Genomic DNA, 25,458 nt, shown 5'->3' with positions numbered 1-25,458 from the left:
TCCTAATTAGATATCTTGCGAAATTGACTGATAAAGAATCCATCACTTCCATACAATTCAGGTGTAATGAGGATACAGCCGTCTTTCATGATATCCTTACATTCATGTTCTAGTCTTACCTGCTCGAACTCAGGATGACTTTCTAAAAACGCCTCAACGACTTGAAAATTCTCCTCTGAGACAATAGTACAGGTACTATAAGTTATTATACCACCTTTGCCTAGTGTTTGACAAACACTACCTAATATTTCTAGCTGAATTTCCTTTAAGGACGCGAAATCTGCCGTTTCTTTATTGTATTTGATATCTGGTTTTCGGCGTAAAAGACCGATTCCTGAACAGGGAGCATCCACTAAAATCTTATCAAAGGAATTTTGACTAAAAAACTCATGCACCTTTCTGGCATCTAATTTTTGCGTTTGAACCCGATCTGCAACTCCCAGACGTTGGGCATTTTCTTGGATTAAGTCCAACTTATGGTCATATAAATCCAGAGCAGTAACCTGACCTGTCGTAAGATAAGAGGCTATATGGGCTGTTTTCCCACCCGGAGCCGCACAGGCATCAAGCACTCGCTCATCACCTTGTAAATCAAGCGTCGGAGCAACCAGCTGACTAGACTCGTCTTGAATGGTAATAGCTCCCTCCGCAAACAAATCATGGCCTGCAAAATGCCCTTGCTCCTTAACCAGACCAGTGGTTGCTAAAAGGGAATTATTCGCCTCCAACAAGGCTTGGATTTCCTCTTTTCTGCTTAAATCAGTCACACGAATACTGGCCTTGTTGCGCACCAAAAGACTTTCAAAAATAGATTGCGCTCGCTCTTCGCCGTATTCTTCTTTGAGCTTGGCAACTAGCCAAACTGGGAGAGAATAGGCAATGGAATCACGCTTGTTTTTTCGCTTGATGCTAGCAATATCTGGCCAGCCTTCACGCAAGATACGGCGAAGGAGGGCGTTGACCAATTTTTCACTGCCTTTTTTACGGATTTTGGCCAATTCCACTGCTTCGTTGACCACAGCATGATCTGGAATTTTGTCCAAATAGCGGAGCTGGTAGGCACTCATGAGAAGCAGGACATAAAGCCAGCTGTCTAACTGATCTCTGTCCTCGATAAAGTGGGATAGGTACCATTCCAGAGTCAGTTTACGGGCTACCGTTCCATAGACTAGCTCGGTCACCAAACCCTTGTCTGTTGCCGAAAGTTGACTTCCCTTTAGATGCTTATTTAGGGCAATATTTGAGTATGCTTGGTTGATAAAAACATCCTCTAGCACTGCTAGGGCTAAACTTCTAGCCGTTTCTACTTTAGTCACCAAATCGTTCTCCTACTGTCAATGTGCGTCCAACTCCATTGAGGAAGGAAGCAATATCCATCTTAGGCTTACCAGCTGGCTGCACTTGCTTGAGGGATAGAGCTCCTTCTGCCGTTGCGACAATCAATTCTTTCTTGCCGATAGAGAGGATTTCTCCTGGATTTCCCTGACCTTCTACTGGTAGAGCTTCATAAATCTTAAAGCGGTCGCCCTTAAGGAAAGTATGAGCAATAGGCCAGGGGTTCATGCCTCGGATTTGGTTAAAGAGTTGACGATTGCTTTTATTCCAATCCAACTTTTCTTCCTCGGGTTTGATATTTGGCGAGAAGGTAACCTGACTTGGATCCTGCGGTTCTGGTTTGATTTCCCCAGCAATGTAGGCAGGCAAAGTATCCAAAAGCAAATCGCGACCAACTAGCGCCAATTTCTCAAACAAGGTACCGACATTGTCCTCATCTGTGATCGGAATGCTACGACGAGAAATCATATCCCCTGCATCCATTTCCTTAACCATTTCCATAATGGTCACACCAGCTTCCTCATCCCCTTGAATCAAGGCATAATGGATAGGCGCACCACCACGGTGTTTTGGAAGAAGAGAAGCGTGAACGTTGACAGCAAAGTCCATACTATCAAGGAGCTTACTTGGGAGAAACTGCCCAAAAGCAGCAGTCACAATTCCATCTGCTCCTAGCTGCATAATAGTTTCCATCTCTGGACTTCCAGATAATTTTTCAGGTTGGTAGATAGGAAGTCCTGCCTCTTTGGCAGCTTGTTTAACTGGGGTTTCCTGAATCACTTTTTTACGACCAACAGCACGGTCTGGCTGGGTCACAACGGCTAGAATTTCGTAACGATCATCTGTCAAAAGCCCTTTTAAAACTGTTGCTGAAAAGTCGGGGGTCCCCATAAAGATTAATTTTGTCATATCTTCTCCTTCTTATAAAAATTGCTGTGGCTCATGGTCAATGCTGAGACGGAGCTCACTATTTTCCCGTTCTTGAGTCAGGGCCAGAACCTGATTTAGAGTCGGCCCCAGCTTATCTTCTAAACGGTATTTAATTAAAATCTGGTAATGATAGAGGTTGTGGGTACGAGCAATCGGTTTGGGCGTTGGCCCAAGGATGTTACTGATTTCAGACAGGCCTGAGCGCAAAATGTTCATAACTTCATAGGCACGTTTGACCACCTCTTCTTCTTTCTTGTGAGAAAGGGTAATGCCAATGGTGAAATAGTAAGGTGGATAACCAAGTTGCCGTCTGATTCCCATTTCATAAGCGTAAAAGCCTTCGTAGTCCTGGTCTTTTGCAAATCGAATAGCGTAGTGCTGCGGATTGTAAGACTGGATCAAAACCTGACCAGCTTTTTCAGCCCGACCTGCTCGACCTGCCACCTGAGTCAAGAGCTGGAAGGTTCTCTCAGAAGAACGGAAATCAGGCAGATTTAAGGCCGTATCCGCATTTAGAACTCCGACTAGAGTCACATTGGGAAAATCCAATCCCTTAGCAATCATCTGAGTTCCTAGTAAAATATCTGCTTCCCCTCGACCAAACTGGTCAAGCAGAGCTTGGTGACTGCCTTTCTTACGCGTTGTATCCACATCCATGCGCAAAATACGGGCCTGCGGAAAGAGTTCTGCTAGCTCGTCATAAGCCTTCTGAGTTCCCGTCCCGTAGTAACGAATGCTACGGCTCTTACAGTTAGGACAGGCTTGAGGAATGTCTTTCGAAAAAGCACAATAATGGCAGTTCATGGTCTTGGTATCCATGTGCAATGTTAGAGAAATATCACAGTTGGGACAAGTATCCACCGTCCCACACTCCCGACACATGACAAAGCTAGAATAACCACGGCGATTGAGCATGAGAACCACCTGCTCTTTTTTAGCCAGACGGTCTTGGATGGCTTCTAGCAAGGGAGGTGTAAAGTTTGACGTCTCATTTTGTCCGATATAGTCTCGAAAGTCAATCACTTGAACCTCAGGGATTGTAGCCAAAGGATTGGCCCGTTGGGTCAGACGTAAGTGTTGATAGACGCCTTTGCCAGCTCGCGCACGGCTTTCCAGACTTGGTGTTGCAGACCCAAGGACCAAGGCAGCTTGATTGTACTGGGCACGTAAAAGAGCCACATCTCTAGCATGGTAGCGGGGATTACTGTCTTGCTTATAAGTCGCTTCGTGCTCCTCATCGATAATCATAACACCTAGATTTTTCAGCGGAGCAAAGATGGCCGATCTGGCACCAACAACAACTTGAGCGTCTCCACGCTCGACCTTGCGCCATTCATCATACTTTTCACCATTGGATAAGCCTGAGTGAAGAATGGCCACTTTCTCACCAAAACGAGCAATAAAACGCTCCGTCATCTGTGGAGTCAAGGAAATCTCAGGCACTAACAAGATGGCTGTTTTCCCCTTATCCAAAGCTCCTTGGATTATTTGTAAGTAAACCTCGGTCTTCCCACTTCCTGTAATCCCTTGAAGGAGGAAGGGAGGCTGATGACTGCCAATAGCACTCACAACCGCATCACGCGCCTGTCTTTGCTCTGGATTCAATTCCAAAGGCTGACTTGCTTCAATGCCTTCAAAATAAGCAGCCGAGCGTTGAACTTCCTTTTGGACTATGGTCACAGCACCTTGTTCCACAAAGAAGTTGACTTGCTCCCGTGAATAGAACTCTAGCAAACTAGCCAAGGAAGCACTCTCAGGATGAGACAGTAAATAGTCTCTCAGTTCCAACTTTTTCTTAGCACGTGTAGAAATCTCTACATCTTCTAATTGAGCAAGATTCACCTCATACCAAGACTGGGTCTTGACCTTCTTTTGATCGACCGCCTGATATTCCAGACCAAGCAGACCTTTTCTAGTCAAACGCATCATTTCAGCTTGCTTACCTAAATCTAGAGAAGAAAAGGCAAGCGAATCTTCTGAACCAAACAGACGATCTCGGTCTTCCTGACTCAGACCTTCCTTAGGATAGAGAATTTTGTCATAGCTGGAGTTCAGAAACCCTGGTAACATAGCCTTGAGGATGGAGATCTTGTAGGAGAAGACAGATTTACGTAACTCCTCAGCCAGCCAGAGTTGTTCTTGCGTGAGAACAGGAGAAAAATCCAGTACCTCGGCAATATCTTTTAAATCTTGACTTACCCCTTCTTCATCCACTTGAGACTCCAAACCAAGAACAATCCCTTGAATCAGGCGATTGCCCTTACCAAAAGGCACATGAACCCGCATCCCAACTTCCAGCATTCCCTCAAATTCCTCAGGAATCCTATAACTATAGGGCTGGTCCGTCTGCATCAAGGGCACATCTACAATAATCTTGGCTATGGCCATCTTCTCACCTCCTCCTTGTCAGTACATTCTTGCAATAGAAAAAATAAGATTGAGTCCCCCCAACCTTAAATTTTTTCACCATCTTCTTTTTCTTTAGCGATTTGCTCTTTGATTTTCTTTTCTTCTTCTTCTTTGCGACGTTTTTCTTCTTCGATACGGCGACGCACCGCTTCACGTTTTCCTTCTGGGTCTGGGTGAATTGTAACGTTTCCTGATTCGATTTCTTCTAAAGCGCGAAGAGTTGATTTTTCAGACTTGAAACCTTGAGTTGCTGGCGCACCTGCTTCTAATTCGTGGGCACGTTTTGCTTCCAAGATTACGAGTGAATATTTTGAAGGAACCTTGTCAAGCAAGGTATCAATAGAGGGTTTTAACATCATTTGCTTGTACCTATTTTCTAAATTTTATCGGGTAGTTGGAGATTTCGGTAACATCTCCTGATAGTGACCAATGACACGATCCACACGGAAGTGCTCTGCTTCGATCACACGTTTGACACGCTCAGCAGCTAGGGGCACCTGATCGTTGACAATCGCATAATCATACTCACGCATAAGAGCAATTTCTTCCTTGGCTTTTTCGATTCGTTGGGCAATTACTTCTGCACTGTCTGTTCCACGTCCTACCAAACGATCTTGCAATTCATCCAAATCTGGTGGTGTCAGGAAGATAAAGACAGCATCTGGAACCTTTTTCTTGACCTGAAGAGCACCCTGAACCTCAATTTCAAGGAAAACATCGATTCCCTTGTCCAAGGTTTCATTGACATAGGTCAGAGGAGTTCCATAGTAGTTGCCGACATATTCTGCGTATTCCAACATCTGTCCTTGACGAATCAGCTCTTCAAACTCTTCACGAGTACGGAAGAAATAGTCAACACCGTCCACTTCTCCAGGACGTTGTGCGCGTGTCGTCATTGATACAGAGTATTGAAATTGGTTTTCAGAACTCTCAAAAATCTCTCTTCTAACCGTTCCTTTTCCAACCCCTGAAGGACCAGAAAAAACGATTAGTAAGCCTCGGTCTGCCATTGTGTCTCCTTTTAGTCCGTCTGTGAAATAACATTTCTCTAGAATAATGGCAAAAAGCCAGATTATCCTTTACAGTCTTTCTATCTAGTGTAACAAAAAAGCAGTAATTTTTCAACTGCTCTTTCTTATTTATTTAGCATAATCTACTGCACGAAGCTCACGAATCACGGTTACCTTGATATTTCCTGGGTAATCGAGATTGTTTTCAATTTTCTCACGAACTTTGTGAGCCAAGATTGTGACTTTGTCGTCCTTGATTTGTCCTGGATTGACCATGATGCGGATTTCACGTCCTGCTTGAAGGGCAAAGCTATTTTGTACCCCTTCAAAGCCGTTAGCAATTTCTTCCAAATCATGGAGACGCTTGATGTAGCTTTCAAGAGACTCACTACGAGCTCCTGGACGGGCTGCACTCAAGGCATCTGCCGCAGCGACGATCACTGCAATGACGCTCTCAGCTTCAACATCACCGTGGTGACTAGCGATCGTATTGACCACAACTGGGTGTTCCTTGTACTTACGGGCCAATTCCATACCGATTTCAACGTGGCTACCTTCAACCTCGCGGTCAATAGCTTTCCCAATATCGTGAAGGAATCCAGCACGACGAGCAAGAGCCGCATTTTCACCAAGCTCGCTCGCCATGATACCAGCCAACTTAGCAACCTCAATCGAATGACGCAAGACATTTTGTCCATAAGAAGTACGGAACTGCAAACGTCCCATAATCTTCATCAAGTCTGGATGAAGGTTTGGCGCACCAATCTCATAGGCTGCTGCCTCACCGTATTCACGGATCTTATTATCAATCTCTTGACGGTTTTTCTCAACCAACTCTTCGATACGAGCTGGGTGGATACGACCATCTTTGAGCAACATTTCCATAGTCATACGGGCAATCTCACGACGAATCGGATCAAATCCTGACAAGGTCACCACTTCTGGTGTATCGTCGATAATCACATCGACCCCTGTCAAACTTTCAAAAGTACGAATGTTACGACCTTCACGACCAATAATGCGTCCCTTCATAGTATCATCTGGCAGATGAACTGTTGAGTTTGTTGACTCCGCTACATATTCACCAGCGATACGTTGCATAGCTTGAACCAAGATGTCCTTGGCCATTTTGTCAGAACGTTCCTTAACCTCTTGCTCAGCTTCACGAATACGGCTAGCAATCTCCTTGGTCAAGTTTTCCTCTGTCTGTGCCAAGATAATATCTCGTGCTTCTGCCTGAGACAGGGCACCAATACGCTCTAGTTCTGCTTCTTTTTGTCTTTCGACTTCCTCTAATTGCTCTTCACGCGCATCAAGGTTTTTCGCTCTATCAGAAATACTTTGTTCTTTTTGTTCAAGTGTTTGTTCTTTACTCGTCAAATTGTCGTCTTTACGGTCAAGGCTAGTAGCTCTCTCGGTCAAACGACTTTCGATTTGTTTGAGTTCTTGACGTTCTGATTTGAATTCAGCGTCCACTTCTTCACGGTATTTTCTGGCTTCTTCTTTGGCCTCCAATAGTGCTTCTTTTTTAAGAGACTTGCTTTCACGCTTGGCTTCATTAACAAGTAAATCCGCTTCACGCTCAGCTTGTCCACGTAAATTAGTTGCTTCTTGTTCAGCATTTAAAAGCATCAACTCTGCAGCTTCCTGAGATGATTTCATCTTAGCTGAGATGCTGACATATCCAATGACTAAACCAATGATGACGGCAAAAACAGCAATCGCAAGCGACATGATTTCCATGTTTTTACCTCATTTTATTGTTATTCCGAATGACATACATTCTTTTACATTCTACCATAAAAAAGTGATTTTCACAAACCTAAAATAGAATATGTTTTGGGGAATTTGGTGTTTATTTCACTAAAATACATCTGTATAATCCTTATTACTTAAAAACAGTTGTTTAGTAGAGATTTTAGAAAAATCCCACCTTTCAGTAGACTTAGTAATGATCTTTGAAAGACAAGAAAGCCACGCTATTTCCATCCATCATATAAATCAATCGATTTTCTGCATCAATACGACGTGACCAAGCTCCTTGGTAGTCATACTTGAGTGGTTCTGGTTTACCTATTCCTGTAAAGGGATCACGTTGAATATCCTTGATTAGTTTATTGATTCTTTTTAACGTTTTCTTATCCTGATTTTGCCAGTAGCAATAATCTGCCCAGGCATCTTCTGTAAACTTGAGCAGCATTTCTTACTCCTCAATAACATGGACCTGAGTACTTCCAGCACGAACTTGAGCCATTCCTCGCAAGACCTTGTCCGATAACTCCTTGTTTTGAGCAATTCTCAAAGTTTCTTGAATACTATCCCACTCGCTCTTTGAAAGGACTACAATGTCCTCGTCTGGATTTTTATTGACCACCGTTAAAGGCTCAAATTCATCATTTACCTTTTTCATGTAGTCCTTTAAATGATTTCGGAATGTTGAGTAAAGAACTGCTTCCATAACCATACCTCGTTTTACCTCTTTTCCACTATTATACACGAAAAGAAAGAATTTGTCAGGAACTTGTACAAGATTTTCTTTTCTATCTATTTATTCGTAAAAAATCTCAAAAAGTCCACCTTTCAGTAGACTTAGTTTGTTTCTATTCTTATCGGCACTCTTCCAAAATTCTGGTCTGCTATACTTGGATTTCCTAGTTGGTAAATCTGGTCTGCTTTTTGGGTCATAGCATCCCAAGGTTCTCTGCCAATTCGGCTGACTAGATTGACCTGTCCCTTCAAGGACTTGAGGTGTTGCCTGCCTTTTTCAGTAAAGCCAAGGACATGAATGGATTCTGGCAAGTCATTTTCTCTAGCCTGCACCAAGATATAGGTCAAGAGGCGTCTGACACGCGCCTTGGTGTAGCGTTTGGTCGCAACCGCCTCGACCAATTCGTCAACAGACTGAGCTTTTTTGATAGCTTCCTTGATGCGCACTGCCATTTCTTGATTGACCTGATAGATAGTGGTTAGGTCTGGATTGGACAAGATTTGATAATGGAGCAAGGGAAAATAGTCTTCCCAGTTCACCTTACTGGCCTGCTCAAAAAGGGTAACAGAAGGCATAAAGCGTTCTAAGAAATCTTGGTCCTTCTGGTGCTGACGGAGGGCTGTTGCCGAGGCAAAGTCCACATCCTTGTCCACAGAATGATAACCTGCCCCCTGACGCTGAATTGGATGCAGTTTGATTTTACGTCCTGCAACTGCCTTGGCATAGGCCAGAGCAAGGACATGATTAGGCGTATTGCCTGAAAAATCAAGACCTGCAAATTCCTGCCACATGGCTTGGGTTTTCTGTGGATAGGAGAGGGCATCTGGCAGATTTTCCACAAATTTCTCCATCTCAGTAGCTTGCTCTGTGTATAAGTCAGCGATTTTCTGGTAATCCAGAACTTCCTCTGTCCCAAAAGCTAAAGTATCAATGCCCAACCGAGCCAAGATATCCACAGCTCCTTGACCGAAGAAATCCGCAGCCTGAACACTGACTAAAAAGGGCAATTCCACTACCAGATCCGCTCCATTTTCCAGTGCCATCTGGGCCCGTGTCCACTTGTCAACGATAGCAGGCTCTCCACGTTGCATGAAATTTCCAGACATGGCTACGATTTTCAGTCCCTCAGCCTGATCCAGCAGGTATTTATGCCCATTATGAAAAGGATTAAACTCCGCGATAATACCTGTGATGGTCATAGTGATCTCCTACTTCTGCGCGACAAAAAACCAACGGGTACTTGTCTCTGTCGGCTCCTTGTCCTCAAAGTCTGCATAGAGTTTGAAAGACTTAAATCCAGCCTGTTCCAGCAAAATATCATAGGTCAAGACTTCATAGGTCCGCTCCTCATGCACCTCATCGTGACGACTAAAGGAGCCGTCAGCCTCCTTGACAAAGAAAGTCAGCTCATGCACGATGGAGTGAGGCGCCGCGTCCTCATAGGTGTCCCAAAGCATAGCGAAATCTTCCGCATTTTCATGGTAGGAATAGCCTGGAAAAACCTCATCCGTCTGGTAAGTCGAATGCACATCAAAGATGAAAACTCCGTCTTCGTTGAGGGCATTATACACTTCCTTAAAGACGTCCCCTACTTCCACCTCATCCTGCATGTAGCAGATTGAGTCTGAGTAACACGTGACAAAGTCGTATTGACCTGCCTTAGACAAATCCAGCATATTGCCTTCCATAAAATCAATCTTTTGTTTGGCTGAAGAAGCTCTCTTCTCAGCAATCTTCAACATATCCGCACTCAAATCAAGCCCAGTCACATCAAAACCAGCTTGAGAAAAGCGAACAGACTGGATACCTGTTCCACAAGCCAATTCCAAGAGTTTCTTTCTCTCCTTAGTTTTTGGCAAATGACGCAGCGAAAAATCAGTCCATTTGTCGTATAAACTGTCATCCATGACCGCATCATAGACCGCCGCAAAAGTTTCATAAGTTGCCATAATCATGATACCAAGAGCCTACATGGCAAACACCACTCGCCCTCACCTTTCTATCCAATTTTCTAAAATAAGCAAAGAAACCCAGTTGACTACAACTAAGTTCATCTTCTAAGCAAGAGCTTCTGAAATATCTACTGAATTTGCCTCATGCCATAGTTTTTCTAGGTTATAGTGGGCACGCATTTCTTCTGAGAAGATATGCACAACGACAGCACCGAGGTCTAGCAAGACCCATCCCCCAGCTGCATCGCCTTCGATATGGCTGCCTTTAAAACCAGCTTCCGCTACTTTTTCACGGATATTGTCAGCGATAGCATCCAACTGACGGCTATTCATTGAACTAGTAATAACAAAGTAATCCGTCACGCTAGTCAAATCTTGTACATCAAGTGCGAGGATATCCTCCGCACGTTTCTCATCAGCCGCTTTCACGACTAGTTCTAGTAATTCTTTTTCGTTCATTTAGTCCTCTTTCAAATAGTACACAAAGGCGTTATAGGTTTCAAGAGTTTGGGGATAGATGGGGAATCCCTGATGAGCTAGATGCTCTACGGTACGAGATGTTTCATAGGCCACTGCCTTATCAAGCGATAGACTTGCAATCTCACGCGCCACATTTACTCCAGGAAAGGCTCGATTGTGCTCGATATAGTCTGCGACGTAGATGACCTTATCAAGATCTGTCATCTGACCAGCCCCAACTGTATGGATTTCAATGGCTCGTATAATTTCAGAATCATGCAAATCCAAGTCTTCTTGAATCTTGTAAATTCCGACCATACCATGCCAGACATTATTGCCCCAGTTTTTGAGGTCAGGGTCTAGCTGATAACGGTCAATCAAATCCAGAAATTCCTGATCTGACAACTTCTTAGCATAGTCATGAAGAAGGCCTGCTAGACCTGCTTTCTCGGTATCGACTCCAAATCGCTGAGCTAATTCCATAGCGGCACGCTCCACACCTAGACAATGGGTTAGACGTTTCTCAGGTAGAAGCTCTGCCATTTTTTCCAACAAAGCCTCACGAGAGCAGTTGATATGGTCTTGATAGGCCATCAGTAAAGCCCCTCCTTCTCGATATAGTCTAGCACTGGCTGAGGTAGGAGAAAGTTGGGTTTCCGTCCTTGGGCAAGGAAGTCACGCACCATGCTGGATGAGATATCCATGAGAGGTACATCCACCCAGATAACTGGATAGGAAGTCCCTGCCTTGTAGCGTGGGCGCTGAACTCCCACAAACTGAACCATATCTACCAGTTCATCAATTCGGTACCACTTGGGCAGATAGTCCACCATGTCGGCACCGATGATAAAATAATAATCTGTATCTGGATTCTTCTCAGTTAGAAGCTTCATGGTGTCGTAGGTGTAAGAAATGCCCTTGCGCTCCAACTCAATGGTTTCAATGGCTAGTCCTTCAATCCCCTCAATCGCCAACTCAAGCATCTTGAGACGATGGTGTTCAGGGATGGTTTCCTTTTTATCTACATGAGGAGGTTGGTATTCAGGCATGAGCAGAACCTGGTCCAATCCCAACTGCTGGCGTACTTGATCCGCAACAATAAGATGGGCATTGTGAACAGGGTTAAAATTCCCCCCTAAAATCCCAACTTGTTTGCGTTTTTTCTCCTTGATTTCTGGCTCCAACTCTATCTTAGTAAAGGGAGTCAATAATTCGATTGCCATAGGCTAGTCTCCTTTATTTCTCTGTAAAAAACAGTTGTTTGGAGTATGGGGGTCAAATTTCTTTGACTTTTTTAGAAATCTTGCGATTCTCTTTCTTGCTGGATTGTTTAAACAAAATCAAGATGCGTCCGATTTTTTGGACTGTATCCACACCGATTTCTTCTTCCAAAATTTCAGCTACTTCGTGGATATTTTCATCGGTGTTTTGCAAAAGAGTAACCTTGATCAATTCACGGGCATCAAGAGCCTGACGGACGCTGGTTTTGATTTGGTCGTTGAGTCCATTTTTCCCGATTTGGATGATGGGTTTGAGGGTGTGTGCCTGACTGTTGAGGAAGGCACGTTGTTTTGATGTTAATGACATAATTTTCTTCCTTGTTTTTTGATAGTTATTTTAGGTGGTGAGGGACGGTCGGAACTAATTTTCCAAAGATCTCATCTTTGAAAAATGGATTTCCTGACCTCACAATTGAGCCTTGGTCTCAATTATGCCCCTTGCCAATCTACAGATTGGCAAAACACCACGGCAATAACTATCTTTTTATGAGCTCACTTTGTTCGCTCAGTGATTTTGTTTTAAATTATTGCTTTTCGTGTGACGACGGCAACGCCTTCTGGTGCCCAGACGGCGACTTTGGCGGTGCCTGTTACGCGGATCCAGCCTAGGCCTGAGATGACTAGGTCTGTCTTTTCCTTGATATTAAAGACATGTTGGACCAATTTTGGAAAATCTTCTTTTTCCTTGCTATTTGGTGGTGTCAAAAGGCTTCCGACGTGCTTATCGTAAAAGGCACTAGCACCTTCTAACTTGGTACGATGGAGTTTTAATTCATTGTCAAAGAAGGCTGTGAAACCTTGCTTTTCTCCCGCAATGAAATCAAATCGTCCGAGACCACCTAGAAATAGGGTTTGTTCAGGATTGAGCTGATAGGTTTTAGGTTTGATTTCCTTTTTAGGGCTGACATACTTGAGGTTTTTAGCCGTCAAGTAGTGGGCCATCTGGTGACGGTGGATGATTCCCGGCGTATCGTAGATATAAGATCCGTCGTCAAGAGGAATCTCAATCTTGTCCAAGGTTGTCCCTGGGAAGCGTGAAGTCGTGATGACATTCTGGTTACCCGTGATTTCTTGGATGATGGCATTGATTAGAGTTGATTTTCCAACGTTTGTCACACCGACCACATAGACATCGCGGCCCTTACGGTAGTGTTCAATCTTGTCAATGACTTCCTTAATGGCATGTTTGTTTTGGGCTGAAGTTAGGACGACATCGACTGGACGAAGACCTTCTTCGTGGGCACGTTCCATGAGCCACTGGCTAATCTTGCCTGGTTTAACAGACTTGGGCAAGATATCTTTTTTATTTCCCACCAAGAGGACATCATTGCCCGATACAAAGCGTGGCAAGCCTGGGATGACAGAGCCATTAAAATCAAAGATATCAATGACATTGACCACTAAGGCATCGCTGTCTCCCACCTCGTGCAAGAGCTTGAGGAAATCATCGTCTGTCAACTGGACATCCGTGATTTCATTGTAATGACGGAGACGGAAACAGCGTTGGCAATAGACTTCGCCAATCTCCAAACCTTTTTCAAGTGCCGACTGGGGGGTAAAACCAAGACCAGACTTGTCTGTCGTCTGAATGGTTGCTCCACAACCAATACAGAGAATTTCTTCCATAGTTAAATTCCTTTTTTATATGTAATCGGTCCGTACTTTTCAGTGATTTTTCGCATGACACGACGCTCACGAGCTCGGTTAATCTGCGTTTTAATCGAGTCATGTTGGACCAAGGGTTTGACTAAAATCGAGCGAATGCCAGCACGGTGAGCTGCTCGTATATCTGTCATGAGCTGGTCGCCAACCATGACCACTTCACTTTTCTCATAGTGGAATTCCTTCATGGCACGGTCAATTCCAAATGTGAAGGGCTTCAGAGCCCAATAAACGTAATCAATCCCAAACTTCTCAACTGCACGTTGGACCCGTTTTTTGGTGTTATTTGATACCACAATGATGCGAATACCCACGTCCCGAAGGTCATGTAGCCATTGTTTCATCTCTGGCGTACCATCAGGATTGTTCCAAGCAATGAGAGTATTGTCCAAATCGACCAAAACAGCCTTGATTCCCTGCGCCTGCAGGCTTGGGACTGTCAGATCATAAACTGCTTCCACAGCAAAATCTGGCATGTAATTTTCAATCGCCATTCTGGCTCCTTCTCTTTTATTTTCTAGTAATTTTCTTCATCCATTGAGATAAGGCTGCCCATAAAATCAAGCTAGCCATTAAGATATAAATCCAAGCATTTGGCTCTTCTGTAAATGGTAGAGGAACATTCATTCCGAAGAAACCTGTAATAACCGCAAGTACTGCTAGTAAGACGGAGATAATAGTCAAAATTGACAAACTATCATTCAAGTTATTGTTTAGGATGTTGTTGTAAGAAGCTGAGAGTTGTTGCAAGACTTGAGAAATCAAGTCTGTCATAGACACCAACTGATGGGCTTCAATCATGGCATCATCAAACTGCTCTCGTTCGACATCATTAAATCTCCGATAAAGAGCATGGCCCTGGATATGTTCCAAGAGGAGTCGATTTTGTTTTGCTGCTGCTGTCAAGTAAACCATACCAGTCTCCAAGTCAGAGAGGGCGAAGAGATTTTTCTTTGTTGTAGTTTGACGTAGCAAGGCACTAATTTCGTCCTTACTTTTATCCATCTCTTCAATGACAGGATAATAAGCGTTACTGATAATCTCTAAACCAGAAAAGAGAAACTTGTAAATAGAAAGCGACTCATGGCTATCCAGATAAGCTGACATCTGATCAATGACATAAGCATTCTTATGGTTGCTGATGGTAATCATTCGTTGTTTTTCAACGATAAAGGTCATCGGAATCGCTTCATAATATTCTTTGTCTTTTTCTAAATCAAGAACATTATAAATAAAGGTTACCGTCTCCGTTTCACGGTTATAATCCATATGAGCTCGTTCATTTCTATCCAGAGCATACTCAATGGTTTCCTTGTCCAATCCATAGATGTCAGAAAGATCTTCCATATTTTTAATCTTATCCACATCAAGGTCTATCCAGGTACAACCATTGCCCAACTGCTTTTCTAAAACCATCTTTTCTCCTTTATTAAAATTAAACTCTTTCTATTGTACCACAAATTACTTAAAATAACAGGTCTAGTCTGTGCGTGAGAAATTGCTAACAACTGTGATATTTCGGTTAGGAACAAAGTGAAGAGCTTGCTCCTCGCTACGAAGCTGGGTCGTACGAATTCCCACGCTGACGACCTTGCCCGATACAGTAATAGGACCATTTGTCAGAACGACCTCATCTCCCACATCCAGTTGACGTTCAAAAAGGATGAAAAAGCCATTGATGACATCAGACAGAAAACCTTGGGCTCCCATCCCAATGGCCACCCCAGCAATCCCAGCTCCAGCCAACAAACTAGATACAGGTAAGCCTAAAATCGATAAAATACAGTAGAGTAAAAAGAAATATAGCGTATAATTAAACACATTTTCTAGTAAACGCGCAATAGTCTTTTGGCGCCCGACATCATGATGAGACATTTTTAGAGAAGGTTTGACAATTCTCTGAACCATGGTATGAAGCATTTTTTTAGCAATATAAAATACAATCAAAAGCAGTAAAAGAGAAATAATCTTGGTTAGAATATTCTCGATAATGGTTGTCACATCTAGCTTTTCAATATAAGCTTGAATAAATTTTTGCATATAAAACTCCTTTATTTCATTATACCATATTTTCATCAGTCTCATTCTCCATAAATATTCAAAAAATAGACAGAAAATTCTTGATTTTGTCTATCATTTATACTATAATCATAATCACTACACAAAAAGGAGATTATTATGAAAAGAATCATTCATGCTTGGAATAAGGCAAGCCTTGTCAAGCGTATCTTGATTGGTATGCTTTGTGGGGGAATCCTAGGACTGACCCTTCCTAATCTCTCAGGAATTGGGCTACTCGGGGATTTATTCGTCGGAGGTCTAAAAGCTGTTGCTCCTATCCTAGTCTTTGCCCTCGTTGCCAATGCCCTTTCCCAACATCAAAAGGGGCAAGATAGCAATATGAAAACTGTTGTTTTCTTGTATATCCTAGGAACTTTTGCTGCTGCTCTTGTCGCTGTTGTAGCTAGTTTCATCGTCCCTATTGAAATCACCCTAAATAGTGCCAATACTGAAATTGCACCACCAGATGGGATTGGGCAAGTCCTCAGCAACCTCTTGCTCAAACTGGTTGACAATCCAGTCAATGCCCTCATTACTGCCAACTACATCGGTATCCTATCTTGGGCAGTTGTTTTCGGGATTGCCATGAGAGAGGCCAGCAAAAATAGTAAAGAATTGCTAAAAACTATCGCTGATGTGACTTCTAAAATTGTCGAATGGATCATCAACCTGGCTCCATTTGGAATCCTTGGTCTTGTTTTTAAAACCATTTCTGACAAGGGAATCGGAAGCCTAGCCAACTACGGTATTTTATTGGTTCTATTAGTAACAACTATGCTTTTTGTTGCCCTTGTGGTCAACCCTTTGATTGCCTTCTTCTTTATGAGACGCAATCCTTACCCTCTAGTTTGGAACTGCCTCCGTGTCAGCGGTGTAACAGCCTTTTTCACTCGTAGTTCTGCGGCTAACATTCCTGTCAACATGAAACTCTGCCATGACCTTGGACTCAACCCAGATACCTATTCTGTTTCTATCCCACTTGGTTCTACTATCAACATGGCTGGAGCAGCGATTACCATTAACGTTTTGACCCTTGCTGCAGTTAATACTCTTGGAATTCCTGTTGACTTTGCCACAGCCTTTGTCCTCAGTGTAGTAGCAGCTATCTCAGCCTGCGGTGCTTCTGGTATTGCTGGAGGTTCCCTCCTTCTTATCCCAGTTGCTTGTAGCCTTTTCGGTATTTCTAACGATATTGCCATGCAAGTTGTCGGAGTTGGTTTTGTGATTGGGGTCATCCAAGACTCATGTGAAACAGCCCTTAACTCTTCTACAGATGTCCTTTTTACTGCCGTTGCCGAATACGCAGCAGCCCGTAAAAAATAAGCAAGAAGACAAGCCTGCTCAGGTTTTGTCTTTTGCTCTTTTATTCTAACTTATACTCTTCGAAAATCAAATTCAAACCACGTCAGCTTCGCCTTGCCGTACTCAAGTACTGCCTACGGCTAGCTTCCTAGTTTGCTCTTTGATTTTCATTGAGTATTATCAGGAAATTTTTATGTCTATTAGCCAACGTACGACCAAGCTCATCTTAGCTACCTGTCTTGCCTGCCTTCTTGCTTATTTTCTCAATCTTTCCTCAGCAGTTTCGGCTGGAATTATCGCTCTCTTGAGCCTATCTGATACGCGTAGAAGTACCTTAAAACTGGCCCGCAATCGGCTCTTTTCCATGCTTCTGGCTCTGGTTATCGGGGTTTTGACTTTTCACTTGAGCGGATTTCATATCTGGAGCCTTGGCCTCTATCTGGCTCTTTATGTTCCCCTAGCCTACAAGATGGGCTGGGAAATTGGCATCACACCAAGTAGCGTTTTGGTTAGCCATCTCTTGGTGCAAAAATCAACCTCTCCAGACCTTCTAGTCAATGAATTCCTTCTCTTTGCTATCGGTACAGGATTTGCCTTACTGGTCAATCTCTACATGCCTTCACGAGAAGAGGAAATCCAGCACTACCACACGCTGGTGGAAGAAAAGTTAAAAGATATCCTCCAGCGTTTCAAATATTATTTATCCAGAGGGGATGGACGCAACCGAGCACAGTTGGTAGAGGAATTAGACACACTTTTAGAAGAAGCCCTCAGACTGGTCTATTTGGATCACTCTGACCACCTCTTTCACCAAACCGACTACCATATCCACTACTTTGAGATGAGACAGCGACAAAGTCGTATCCTGCGAAATATGGCCCACCAAATCAACACCTGTCACCTAGCTGCCAGTGAAAGCCTGATTTTGGCCCAACTCTTTTCAAAAATTGCTAGTCAACTAAGCCAGACCAATCCTGCTTCTGATTTGCTAGATGAAATTGAACGCTATCTGGAAGTCTTCCGGAACCGCAGTCTGCCCAAGACAAGAGACGAATTTGAAACCCGTGCCACCCTTCTTCAACTCCTACGTGAAGCCAAAACCTTCATCCAAGTAAAAGTTGATTTTTACCAAAAATATGGACAGTAAAAAAGAAAACCACTAAAAAACAGAACTTGCTAGCTCTTTTGAAAAGTAGTATAATTATTGCATGCACAATCATCTTGTGATGCAGAGACTGTCCGTAAATGGACTTTCTTCTATTTACAACTCTAAAAAGAAAGGAGATACTATGACCTATTTGGAAAAATGGTTTGACTTCAATCGGCGTCAGAAAGAAATTGAAAGTCTCTTGGAAGAGACCATTGCCCAGAAGAGCGAGCAAAGTCTGACCTTGAAAGAGTTTTACCTGCTCTACTATCTGGACTTGGCTGAAGAAAAATCTCTACGCCAGATTGACCTGCCAGATAAGCTTCATCTGAGCCCGAGCGCTGTTTCTCGGATGGTGGCTCGTTTGGAAGCTAAAAATTGCGGTCTGCTCAGTCGCATGTGTTGCCATCAAGATAGACGCTCTAGTTTTATCTGCCTGACAAGTGATGGGCAAAAGACACTGACCTCGCTACAAAAGGCTGTCGAAGCAAGCTTGGAAACTGGTTTGGATTTCTTGATTTGAGATGATTTTAGAAAAAAGTTGCGTGCGCAATCATTTTTCTTGACATTCTCTTCTACAAGGAGTAAAATAAAGTCATCATTAAACAAAGGAGTTTTAAACATGATTGAAATCACCTATTTAGATGCCAGCAAGAACGAAAGAACTGTGACTTTCGAGTCTTATGAAGACTTTGATCGTTCGCAGCAAGCTTGCCTTATCGGCGTCGCAGACTACTACCCTGTCCAAAAATTGACTTATAAGGGTCATGATTTGGACTACCATGGGACTTATGGAGACATCTTCTTCTATCTCAAGAAACAAGATTTAAGCCAATATAACTAAAAAAGGAGAAATACAATGGCAAAAGCAATTACAGATGCAACATTCGAACAAGAAACAAAAGACGGTTTGGTCTTGGTAGACTTCTGGGCAACTTGGTGTGGTCCATGTCGTATGCAAGGTCCAATCTTGGATAAATTGTCTGAAGAACTTTCAGAAGATGTCTTGAAAATCGTTAAAATGGACGTTGATGAAAATCCAAACACAGCTCGTGCTTTTGGAATCATGTCTATCCCAACTCTTCTCTTCAAAAAAGACGGCCAAGTTGTCAAACAAGTTGCTGGTGTTCACACAGCAGAACAAATCAAGGCCATCGTTGCTGAATTGAGCTAATCGCACTAGAGACCAAGTACTTTCTTTGGTCTCTTTTTTCTTGCCCTTTGCCATTTTTCAAAAAATATGCTAGACTGTAGATAGAATATTACGATGTTTGGGACACGCCATCGCTAAAAAAAACCTTGACTTGGTATTTTTTAGCTCCCTCATGGGAGCTTTTTGCGTGCTCTGAACATTTCCCATTTTGGAAGGAGTACTATGAAACGTCAATCTGCCTTGGTCGTCTTTAGTGGCGGTCAAGATTCTACAACCTGCCTCTTTTGGGCTAAAGAACACTATGAAACAGTCGAAGCCGTTACCTTTGCCTACGGCCAACGCCATCATCTCGAAATTCAAGTCGCTAGAGAAATCGCTAAGGAACAAGGGATTCGTCATCATATCCTAGATATGTCTCTGCTGGGGCAAATCACTGAGAATGCCTTGACCTCTGATTTGGAAATCGAACAAAAAGAGGGTGAGGTTCCCAATACCTTCGTTGACGGTCGCAACCACCTCTTTCTGTCCTTTGCGGCAGTCCTTGCTAAGCAACGAGGCATTACAGACATCGTGACAGGTGTCTGCGAGACAGACTTCTCAGGCTACCCCGATTGTCGGGATGTCTTTATCAAATCTCTCAATGTTACCCTCAACCTTGCTATGGATTACGACTTTGTTATCCAAACACCTCTCATGTGGCTAGACAAGGCTGAAACTTGGGAATTAGCCGACCAACTCGGTGCCTTTGACTATGTTCGTGAAAAGACCTTAACCTGCTACAACGGGATTATCGGAAGTGGCTGTGGAGATTGCCCAGCCTGCCACCTACGTCAACATGGTCTGGATGTTTATCTCTCACAGAAAGGAGAGGCCTAATGTTTTTTGCACCCAAAGAAATCAAACAGGAAACCGGGGAGTCTCTTGTCTACAATCCTCACAGAACCTTGGTATCAAAAGAATTTACCTTTGATGCTGCCCACCACCTCTTTCACTATGAGGGAAAATGCAAATCCCTGCACGGCCACACCTATCATCTGCAGATTGCTGTCAGTGGATTTTTAGATGAACGGGGTATGACCTACGATTTTGGAGACATCAAAGCCATCTACAAGAACTACTTAGAGCCCCACTTGGATCATCGCTATCTCAATGAAACCCTGCCCTATATGAACACGACTGCTGAAAATATGGTTTACTGGATTTTCCAAACCATGAACCAAGAGTTGCCAGACGAGCGCGGTCTCCATTTGGAATACGTTCGCCTCTATGAGACTCCGACTGCCTTTGCGGAGTTTAGACGGGAGTGGTTAGATGACTAGGGAACGTGTCCTCAAACTACCAGTTCTGGAAATTTTTGGTCCAACCTTTCAAGGCGAAGGCCGTGCTATCGGGCAGAAAACCATGTTTGTCCGCACTGCAGGTTGCGACTACCACTGCGACTGGTGCGATTCTGCCTTTACATGGGATGGCTCTGAAAAACCGACTCGTATGACAGCTGATGAGGTCATTGCTGCCTTGGATAAATTGGGGAGCTACGACTATGTAACCCTATCTGGGGGAAATCCTGCTATCCTAGCAGCTAACATGGCCGAACTCGTCACCAAACTCAAGGAACGCGGTGTCACCCTTGCTGTCGAGACTCAAGGTTCTCGCTGGCAAAATTGGTTAAAAGATATTGACCAGGTCACTCTGAGCCCCAAACCTCCTTCATCCAAGATGGAAGTCAACTTTGAGACCTTGGACTTTATCGTTTCCCAACTGGATCCAGATAAGGTCACCTTTAAAATCCCTGTCTTTGACGATGCAGATTTGGCCTTTGCCAGAGGAATACAAGAACGCTACCAACCAGATGTTCTCTTTTTATCAGCAGGAAATCCTGAACCCAAGACTAGAGGCAATATTGTCCAAGACCAACTGGACCGCCTCAAAGAACTCTGGGAACGCATCGCTGCCGACGATAGCTGGGGCAATGTCCGCGTCCTTCCTCAACTCCATACCCTCCTCTACGATAACCAACGTGGTGTTTAAGATTAGAAAGAAAAAATTATGTCACAACAAGAAGAAATGAAAAACCTCAGCCTACTAGGCAACAAAGAAACCAACTACATTTTCGAGTATCAACCAGATGTCCTCGAATCCTTTGACAATCGTCATGTGGAAAATGACTATTTCATCAAGTTCAACTGCCCTGAATTTACCTCACTTTGCCCCATCACTGCTCAGCCAGACTTTGCAACTATCTATATTTCCTACATCCCTGACAAGCTCTGTGTTGAGTCAAAATCCCTCAAACTCTACCTCTTTAGTTACCGAAATCATGGAGATTTTCACGAAAACTGTATCAACACCATCGGTAAAGACTTGGTCAACTTGCTAGACCCTCGCTATTTGGAGGTTTGGGGAAAATTCACTCCTCGCGGTGGCATCTCAATTGACCCCTACTACAACTACGGTAAGCCAGGAACTAAGTATGAAGGCTTGGCAGAACAACGCCTCTTCCAACACGATCTTTATCCAGAGAAAATTGACAATCGTTAAACTCATACTCAATGAAAATCAAAAAGTAAACTAGGAAGCTAGCCGCAGATTGCTCAAAGCACTGCTTTGAGGTTGTAGATAATACCGACGAAGTCAGCTCAAAACACTGTTTTGAGGTTGTAGATAAGACTGACGAAGTCCGTCACATATATAATCCAAGGTGAAGCTGACGTGGTTTGAAGAGATTTTCGAAGAGTATCATACGAAAAAACCCTGTTCCTCAAGATGAGGAGCAAGGCTTTTTGAGTTTCAATTATTCTTCTGTTCCAAGGAAGTTTTTCGCAACGAGGGCTGCAAGAACTCCACCAACAATTGGTGCAAGGATGAAAATCCAAACTTGTTGAAGGGCTGCACCACCTACCAAGACAGCTGGTGCCAAGCTACGTGCTGGGTTTACTGAAAGTCCAGTGATGTTCAAGCCCACAAGAATCATCGCCATCAAGGACAAACCGATTACCAAACCAGCAATCGCGCCATTGCCCTTACTTGCTGATGTCACAGTCATGATAACCAAGACAAACAAGAAAGTTGCGATAACTTCAAACAAGAAACCACCAAAGACAGTGACACCGTTTGCCAAGGCATTTTCACCAAGACTAGCAGTTGACATACCTGAATTTGCCAAGAGGAAGAATACAAATCCAGATGCTAAGAAAGCACCAACTACTTGACCAAGGATGTAGTTTACAATTTCTGAAGATGACAAACGTTTGTTTACAAACATAGCAATCGAAACAGCTGGGTTCAAGTGAGCACCTGAAATAGTTCCGATTGAGTAAGCTGCAACTACGATTGCCAAACCAAAGGCAAAGGCAATCCCTAGGTGTCCAAGACCTTCAAGACCATTTCCAAAAACAACAGCTCCTGTTCCGATGAACACAAGCATGAACGTACCGATTAACTCAGCAACAAATTTTTTCATTTTCTTTCTCCTTTTTTCAAAAACTAGATACTAGTCTATCAAAAGAGGGAAAGGGTTTCAAGAAAATTGATTGGAAATTTTCAGGATAAAATTCTATAAAAACGGTAGTGTTTATTTGAAACATTTTTTCCAAAGGTATATACTATTAACATAGTTCAGATATGTTGTTCAGTCCCTAATTTGAACTAATTTTTACAACTTTGCTGTTCTTTTATGAACGTTTGAATGGTATCGTGGATACCAAGGAGGAATCATATGTCTAAAGTTGCTATTGTCACAGGTGCAGGTCAAGGAATCGGTTTTGCAATCGCAAAACGATTGGTTCAAGATGGCTTTAAGGTAGGAGTCTTAGACTACAATCCCGAAACAGCTGAAAAAGCTGTTGCCGAATTATCAGCTGAAAATGCCTTTGCTGTCGTGGCCGATGTTTCGAAACAGGCCGAAGTTGCACAAGCATTTCAAAAGGTTGTTGACCATTTTGGTGATTTGAATGTTGTCGTAAATAACGCTGGTGTTGCTCCAACTACTCCTCTTGATACAATTACTGAGGAACAATTTACACGCACTTTCGGTATCAACGTTGGTGGTGTCATTTGGGGTTCACAAGCTGCACAAGCGCAATTTAAAGCACTTGGCCACGGAGGTAAAATTATCAACGCAACCTCTCAAGCCGGTGTAGTCGGTAACCCAAATCTAACTGTTTATGGTGGAACCAAATTTGCTGTTCGCGGAATTACGCAAACATTAGCACGTGATTTAGCAGACTCAGGCATCACTGTTAACGCCTACGCACCAGGTATTGTGAAAACACCAATGATGTACGACATCGCTCATGAAGTTGGTAAAAATGCAGGAAAAGATGACGAGTGGGGTATGCAGACATTTGCAAAAGATATTACTCTAAAACGTCTATCTGAACCAGAAGATGTGGCTGCTGCTGTCAGCTTCCTTGCAGGACCAGATTCAAACTACATTACAGGACAAACCATTATCGTTGATGGTGGTATGCAATTCCATTAAGATACACAAAAAGAGGTTGGAAAATGATTCAACCTCTTTTATTAGTTTTCATTATTAGTTAGGAGGATACAATAGAAACTCTCTCAATAGGCAATATTAGCTTATCCCTAGTATTGAAAAGACTGGATAGCTTCTTTCAAGTCATCTTGTAAACTATTTCTCTGGTCAAGTTGGACATAGACTTCCAACAGACAGGATCTGAAGTTGGAAAATTTATAAAAATCTTCCCTTTCTTCTATCGGAAAATCAACAGTTTTTATCCAAGAAGCTACCTGTTCTTGCGCTAACTTCCCTTGTAAAATAGTTTCATAGATCACTATTGCTAAACGCCAATCTTCATCATCTGTAAAACGAATGGGAATTCTTTTAAATAATTGACCAAGTATCTCAAATACTTCATGAATTCTGTTTTTAGGAAAATCTGGATGACAAACCACCTCTGTCAGTAAATCAGCTCCATGCGCAAAAGAATGAACCCAACCATACTGACTTGAAAAACCCGTTGTATCCTTTTCTTTTGAAAGATAATACAAGCCTTGATTTAAAAGAACATTGCGAATTTCTGCTTTTAATCCCTGATAAAAAATCGATTGCTGGTTGGCATCAGCAGACAAGAGATTTGCATAAATAAGCGCCCTAAAAGAACGTTCAAGGGTTGGCAGACCTACCTTATCAATTTCTTTATCTAGTCCTCCATCAGCTAAGACAACCTCAGCAATGAAATGAAATTGCTCCTGTGTAAATAGCTCTTCCTGAATCCCTCTAGCAAAGCTTGTAAAAACAAGATCATCGCGAATTTCTGGAGAAGAATCTCCCAAATGATCAAGCAACCATTAGATTTCTTCCTCATGATAACTTGGTTTTTCTTCTGCTATTTTTCTAAGTAATTCTTGATACATGGGCAATACCTCTACATTTCTAGCAACTTGATATAATCTAGACCCCATTTCTCGACAGCATCTAAAACAACTCTGAATTCCTGCCCCATTTCAGTTAAGCTGTACTCAACTCGTGGTGGAACTTCGGCATAGACCTTTCGTTGAACAATCTTATCCTTTTCTAATTGACGGAGATGACGGGTCAAAATAGTTTGAGTAATCCCAGGCAATAATCTCTGCAATTCTTTAAATCGTTTGGTACCCGTACTCAACTGATAAATGATTACCAGTGCCCATTTCCCCGTTAAAACCCTCTGCGTTGTCGCAAATGGACAAATACCATACTCACTCACTTTATTTGTCATAAAATATCTTCTTTCTATTTTTTAAAAAAAATTTATCTTTTAGTATCAATAATAGTACTACTTTTGATACTAGCTATCGAAAAAGTGTCTACTTGTTTTTTTGTTTGTAATTGTTACAATTATATCATAAAAAAGAAATGGAGAATATATATGTCAACAAACTTAGAAATTTTCAATGCTTATAACCAAGCTTTAATTGCTGGTGACTTTCCTGGTGTCTTTGAAACGATGGCAGACGATATTGTCTGGCATCAACCTGGTACTCATAGTATATCTGGTACAGTTGTTGGTAAGGACAAGCTAGGATCTCACTTGGCTACATTTGCTGAGAAAACCAATGGAACCTTTAAGGTGATAACAAATTGGGTTTCTGACAATAAGGATTTAATCGCAGCCAATGTTACTTTTCTTGGAACACGTGCTGATGGTACTGAACTCAATATGAACGGAATTGACCTCTTCCGCATTGAAGACGGAAAAATCAAAGAAGTTTGGCTCTTCTCTTCAGATCAAGCTGAAGAAGATAGCTTTTGGGGATAATTTAAGA

At 42.8% G+C, this 25,458-nt stretch carries 31 protein-coding genes and 1 pseudogene; 11 read left to right on the top strand and 21 right to left on the bottom strand.

The window, feature by feature from the left end; all coding sequences use genetic code 11:
* Window positions 1–2: 2 nt before the first annotated feature.
* The 18 genes from rsmB to DSY56_RS03280 form a co-directional block, all read right to left on the bottom strand.
* Window positions 3–1,316 carry a 16S rRNA (cytosine(967)-C(5))-methyltransferase RsmB gene (gene rsmB / locus DSY56_RS03365; protein ID WP_200832351.1) on the bottom strand — a complete coding sequence of 438 codons (1,314 nt, stop codon included), beginning with the start codon at window positions 1,314–1,316 and terminating at the stop codon, window positions 3–5.
* Window positions 1,309–2,244, bottom strand: coding sequence for a methionyl-tRNA formyltransferase (gene fmt / locus DSY56_RS03360; protein ID WP_112443866.1), 936 nt, complete (start codon window positions 2,242–2,244; stop codon window positions 1,309–1,311). The genes rsmB and fmt overlap by 8 nt, the downstream gene beginning before the upstream one ends.
* Window positions 2,245–2,256: 12 nt before the next feature.
* Window positions 2,257–4,653 carry a primosomal protein N' gene (locus DSY56_RS03355; protein ID WP_112443865.1) on the bottom strand — a complete coding sequence of 799 codons (2,397 nt, stop codon included), beginning with the start codon at window positions 4,651–4,653 and terminating at the stop codon, window positions 2,257–2,259.
* A gap of 65 nt (window positions 4,654–4,718) precedes the next feature.
* A complete protein-coding gene (gene rpoZ, locus DSY56_RS03350; protein ID WP_000979235.1) occupies window positions 4,719–5,033 on the bottom strand; it encodes a DNA-directed RNA polymerase subunit omega in 315 nt (104 codons plus the stop codon).
* Between the two features lie 24 nt (window positions 5,034–5,057).
* Entirely contained in the window at window positions 5,058–5,684 is a 627-nt protein-coding gene (gene gmk / locus DSY56_RS03345) for a guanylate kinase (RefSeq protein WP_000775041.1), read from the bottom strand.
* A 129-nt stretch (window positions 5,685–5,813) separates the two neighbouring features.
* On the bottom strand, window positions 5,814–7,427 hold the full coding sequence (locus DSY56_RS03340; protein ID WP_000404934.1) for a ribonuclease Y: 1,614 nt from the start codon (window positions 7,425–7,427) through the stop codon (window positions 5,814–5,816).
* A 202-nt stretch (window positions 7,428–7,629) separates the two neighbouring features.
* Window positions 7,630–7,884, bottom strand: a complete 255-nt coding sequence (locus tag DSY56_RS03335) for a Txe/YoeB family addiction module toxin (RefSeq protein WP_112443864.1) — start codon at window positions 7,882–7,884, stop codon at window positions 7,630–7,632.
* Window positions 7,885–7,887: 3 nt separating this feature from the next.
* Window positions 7,888–8,142, bottom strand: coding sequence for a type II toxin-antitoxin system Phd/YefM family antitoxin (locus DSY56_RS03330; protein ID WP_000388572.1), 255 nt, complete (start codon window positions 8,140–8,142; stop codon window positions 7,888–7,890).
* Window positions 8,143–8,273: 131 nt separating this feature from the next.
* The gene (locus DSY56_RS03325; RefSeq protein ID WP_112443863.1) at window positions 8,274–9,371 is read right to left on the bottom strand and encodes a nucleotidyltransferase; all 1,098 of its coding nucleotides are present in this window, start codon (window positions 9,369–9,371) and stop codon (window positions 8,274–8,276) included.
* A 9-nt stretch (window positions 9,372–9,380) separates the two neighbouring features.
* Entirely contained in the window at window positions 9,381–10,121 is a 741-nt protein-coding gene (locus tag DSY56_RS03320; RefSeq protein WP_306416186.1) for a class I SAM-dependent DNA methyltransferase, read from the bottom strand.
* Between the two features lie 108 nt (window positions 10,122–10,229).
* Window positions 10,230–10,583, bottom strand: coding sequence for a ribosome silencing factor (gene rsfS / locus DSY56_RS03315; RefSeq protein ID WP_112443861.1), 354 nt, complete (start codon window positions 10,581–10,583; stop codon window positions 10,230–10,232).
* Window positions 10,584–11,177 (bottom strand): bis(5'-nucleosyl)-tetraphosphatase (symmetrical) YqeK, encoded by a 594-nt coding sequence (gene yqeK, locus DSY56_RS03310; protein WP_112443860.1) that lies wholly within the window; start codon window positions 11,175–11,177, stop codon window positions 10,584–10,586.
* Window positions 11,177–11,806 carry a nicotinate-nucleotide adenylyltransferase gene (locus DSY56_RS03305; RefSeq protein WP_112443859.1) on the bottom strand — a complete coding sequence of 210 codons (630 nt, stop codon included), beginning with the start codon at window positions 11,804–11,806 and terminating at the stop codon, window positions 11,177–11,179. Before DSY56_RS03305 ends, yqeK begins: the two co-directional genes overlap by 1 nt.
* A 52-nt stretch (window positions 11,807–11,858) precedes the next feature.
* The gene (gene yhbY, locus DSY56_RS03300) at window positions 11,859–12,170 is read right to left on the bottom strand and encodes a ribosome assembly RNA-binding protein YhbY (protein WP_000060169.1); all 312 of its coding nucleotides are present in this window, start codon (window positions 12,168–12,170) and stop codon (window positions 11,859–11,861) included.
* A gap of 212 nt (window positions 12,171–12,382) precedes the next feature.
* Entirely contained in the window at window positions 12,383–13,489 is a 1,107-nt protein-coding gene (gene yqeH / locus DSY56_RS03295) for a ribosome biogenesis GTPase YqeH (RefSeq protein WP_112443858.1), read from the bottom strand.
* A 2-nt stretch (window positions 13,490–13,491) separates the two neighbouring features.
* The gene (locus tag DSY56_RS03290; RefSeq protein WP_112443857.1) at window positions 13,492–14,019 is read right to left on the bottom strand and encodes a YqeG family HAD IIIA-type phosphatase; all 528 of its coding nucleotides are present in this window, start codon (window positions 14,017–14,019) and stop codon (window positions 13,492–13,494) included.
* A 16-nt stretch (window positions 14,020–14,035) separates the two neighbouring features.
* On the bottom strand, window positions 14,036–14,941 hold the full coding sequence (locus DSY56_RS03285; RefSeq protein WP_112443856.1) for a magnesium transporter CorA family protein: 906 nt from the start codon (window positions 14,939–14,941) through the stop codon (window positions 14,036–14,038).
* A 63-nt stretch (window positions 14,942–15,004) separates the two neighbouring features.
* Window positions 15,005–15,565 (bottom strand): mechanosensitive ion channel family protein, encoded by a 561-nt coding sequence (locus DSY56_RS03280; RefSeq protein ID WP_001168881.1) that lies wholly within the window; start codon window positions 15,563–15,565, stop codon window positions 15,005–15,007.
* A gap of 138 nt (window positions 15,566–15,703) precedes the next feature.
* Between DSY56_RS03280 and sstT the strand changes: the two genes are divergently transcribed.
* The 9 genes from sstT to queF all read left to right on the top strand — a co-directional run bounded on the left by sstT (window position 15,704) and on the right by queF (window position 21,726).
* A complete protein-coding gene (gene sstT, locus DSY56_RS03275) occupies window positions 15,704–16,909 on the top strand; it encodes a serine/threonine transporter SstT (RefSeq protein ID WP_050079233.1) in 1,206 nt (401 codons plus the stop codon).
* A gap of 172 nt (window positions 16,910–17,081) precedes the next feature.
* Entirely contained in the window at window positions 17,082–18,035 is a 954-nt protein-coding gene (locus tag DSY56_RS03265) for an aromatic acid exporter family protein (protein WP_112443855.1), read from the top strand.
* Window positions 18,036–18,177: 142 nt separating this feature from the next.
* Complete coding sequence (locus DSY56_RS03260; RefSeq protein WP_112443854.1) at window positions 18,178–18,558, top strand: MarR family winged helix-turn-helix transcriptional regulator; 381 nt, start codon at window positions 18,178–18,180, stop codon at window positions 18,556–18,558.
* A 99-nt stretch (window positions 18,559–18,657) separates the two neighbouring features.
* Window positions 18,658–18,879, top strand: coding sequence for a DUF4649 family protein (locus DSY56_RS03255; RefSeq protein ID WP_000570253.1), 222 nt, complete (start codon window positions 18,658–18,660; stop codon window positions 18,877–18,879).
* A gap of 15 nt (window positions 18,880–18,894) precedes the next feature.
* Window positions 18,895–19,209 (top strand): thioredoxin, encoded by a 315-nt coding sequence (gene trxA, locus DSY56_RS03250; RefSeq protein ID WP_001029581.1) that lies wholly within the window; start codon window positions 18,895–18,897, stop codon window positions 19,207–19,209.
* A gap of 201 nt (window positions 19,210–19,410) precedes the next feature.
* Entirely contained in the window at window positions 19,411–20,064 is a 654-nt protein-coding gene (gene queC, locus DSY56_RS03245; protein ID WP_112443853.1) for a 7-cyano-7-deazaguanine synthase QueC, read from the top strand.
* Window positions 20,064–20,507 (top strand): 6-carboxytetrahydropterin synthase QueD, encoded by a 444-nt coding sequence (gene queD / locus DSY56_RS03240; RefSeq protein ID WP_112443852.1) that lies wholly within the window; start codon window positions 20,064–20,066, stop codon window positions 20,505–20,507. Before queC ends, queD begins: the two co-directional genes overlap by 1 nt.
* The gene (gene queE / locus DSY56_RS11995; RefSeq protein ID WP_173277561.1) at window positions 20,500–21,216 is read left to right on the top strand and encodes a 7-carboxy-7-deazaguanine synthase QueE; all 717 of its coding nucleotides are present in this window, start codon (window positions 20,500–20,502) and stop codon (window positions 21,214–21,216) included. Before queD ends, queE begins: the two co-directional genes overlap by 8 nt.
* A gap of 18 nt (window positions 21,217–21,234) precedes the next feature.
* Window positions 21,235–21,726, top strand: coding sequence for a preQ(1) synthase (gene queF / locus DSY56_RS11990; RefSeq protein WP_000082584.1), 492 nt, complete (start codon window positions 21,235–21,237; stop codon window positions 21,724–21,726).
* 253 nt (window positions 21,727–21,979) lie between these two features.
* Here the strand turns inward: queF and DSY56_RS03230 are convergent, their stop codons facing one another.
* The gene (locus DSY56_RS03230; RefSeq protein ID WP_112443851.1) at window positions 21,980–22,648 is read right to left on the bottom strand and encodes an MIP/aquaporin family protein; all 669 of its coding nucleotides are present in this window, start codon (window positions 22,646–22,648) and stop codon (window positions 21,980–21,982) included.
* Between the two features lie 255 nt (window positions 22,649–22,903).
* Between DSY56_RS03230 and DSY56_RS03225 the strand changes: the two genes are divergently transcribed.
* Entirely contained in the window at window positions 22,904–23,668 is a 765-nt protein-coding gene (locus DSY56_RS03225; protein ID WP_000048147.1) for a (S)-acetoin forming diacetyl reductase, read from the top strand.
* Between the two features lie 107 nt (window positions 23,669–23,775).
* Here the strand turns inward: DSY56_RS03225 and DSY56_RS03220 are convergent.
* Window positions 23,776–24,507, bottom strand: a pseudogene (locus DSY56_RS03220) (DUF2785 domain-containing protein).
* A 71-nt stretch (window positions 24,508–24,578) separates the two neighbouring features.
* On the bottom strand, window positions 24,579–24,911 hold the full coding sequence (locus DSY56_RS03210) for a winged helix-turn-helix transcriptional regulator (RefSeq protein WP_000182730.1): 333 nt from the start codon (window positions 24,909–24,911) through the stop codon (window positions 24,579–24,581).
* Between the two features lie 150 nt (window positions 24,912–25,061).
* On the opposite strand from DSY56_RS03210, the gene DSY56_RS03205 reads away from it, so the two are divergent.
* The gene (locus DSY56_RS03205) at window positions 25,062–25,451 is read left to right on the top strand and encodes a nuclear transport factor 2 family protein (protein ID WP_112443850.1); all 390 of its coding nucleotides are present in this window, start codon (window positions 25,062–25,064) and stop codon (window positions 25,449–25,451) included.
* The last annotated feature ends 7 nt before the right edge of the window (window positions 25,452–25,458 follow it).

Origin of the sequence: Streptococcus sp. 596553 (assembly GCF_900411395.1) — a bacterium.
Classification (GTDB): Bacteria; Bacillota; Bacilli; order Lactobacillales; family Streptococcaceae; genus Streptococcus; species Streptococcus mitis_BA.
The sequence above is the reverse complement of the archived record's forward strand: the minus strand, read 5'-3'. Positions and strand labels throughout refer to the sequence as shown.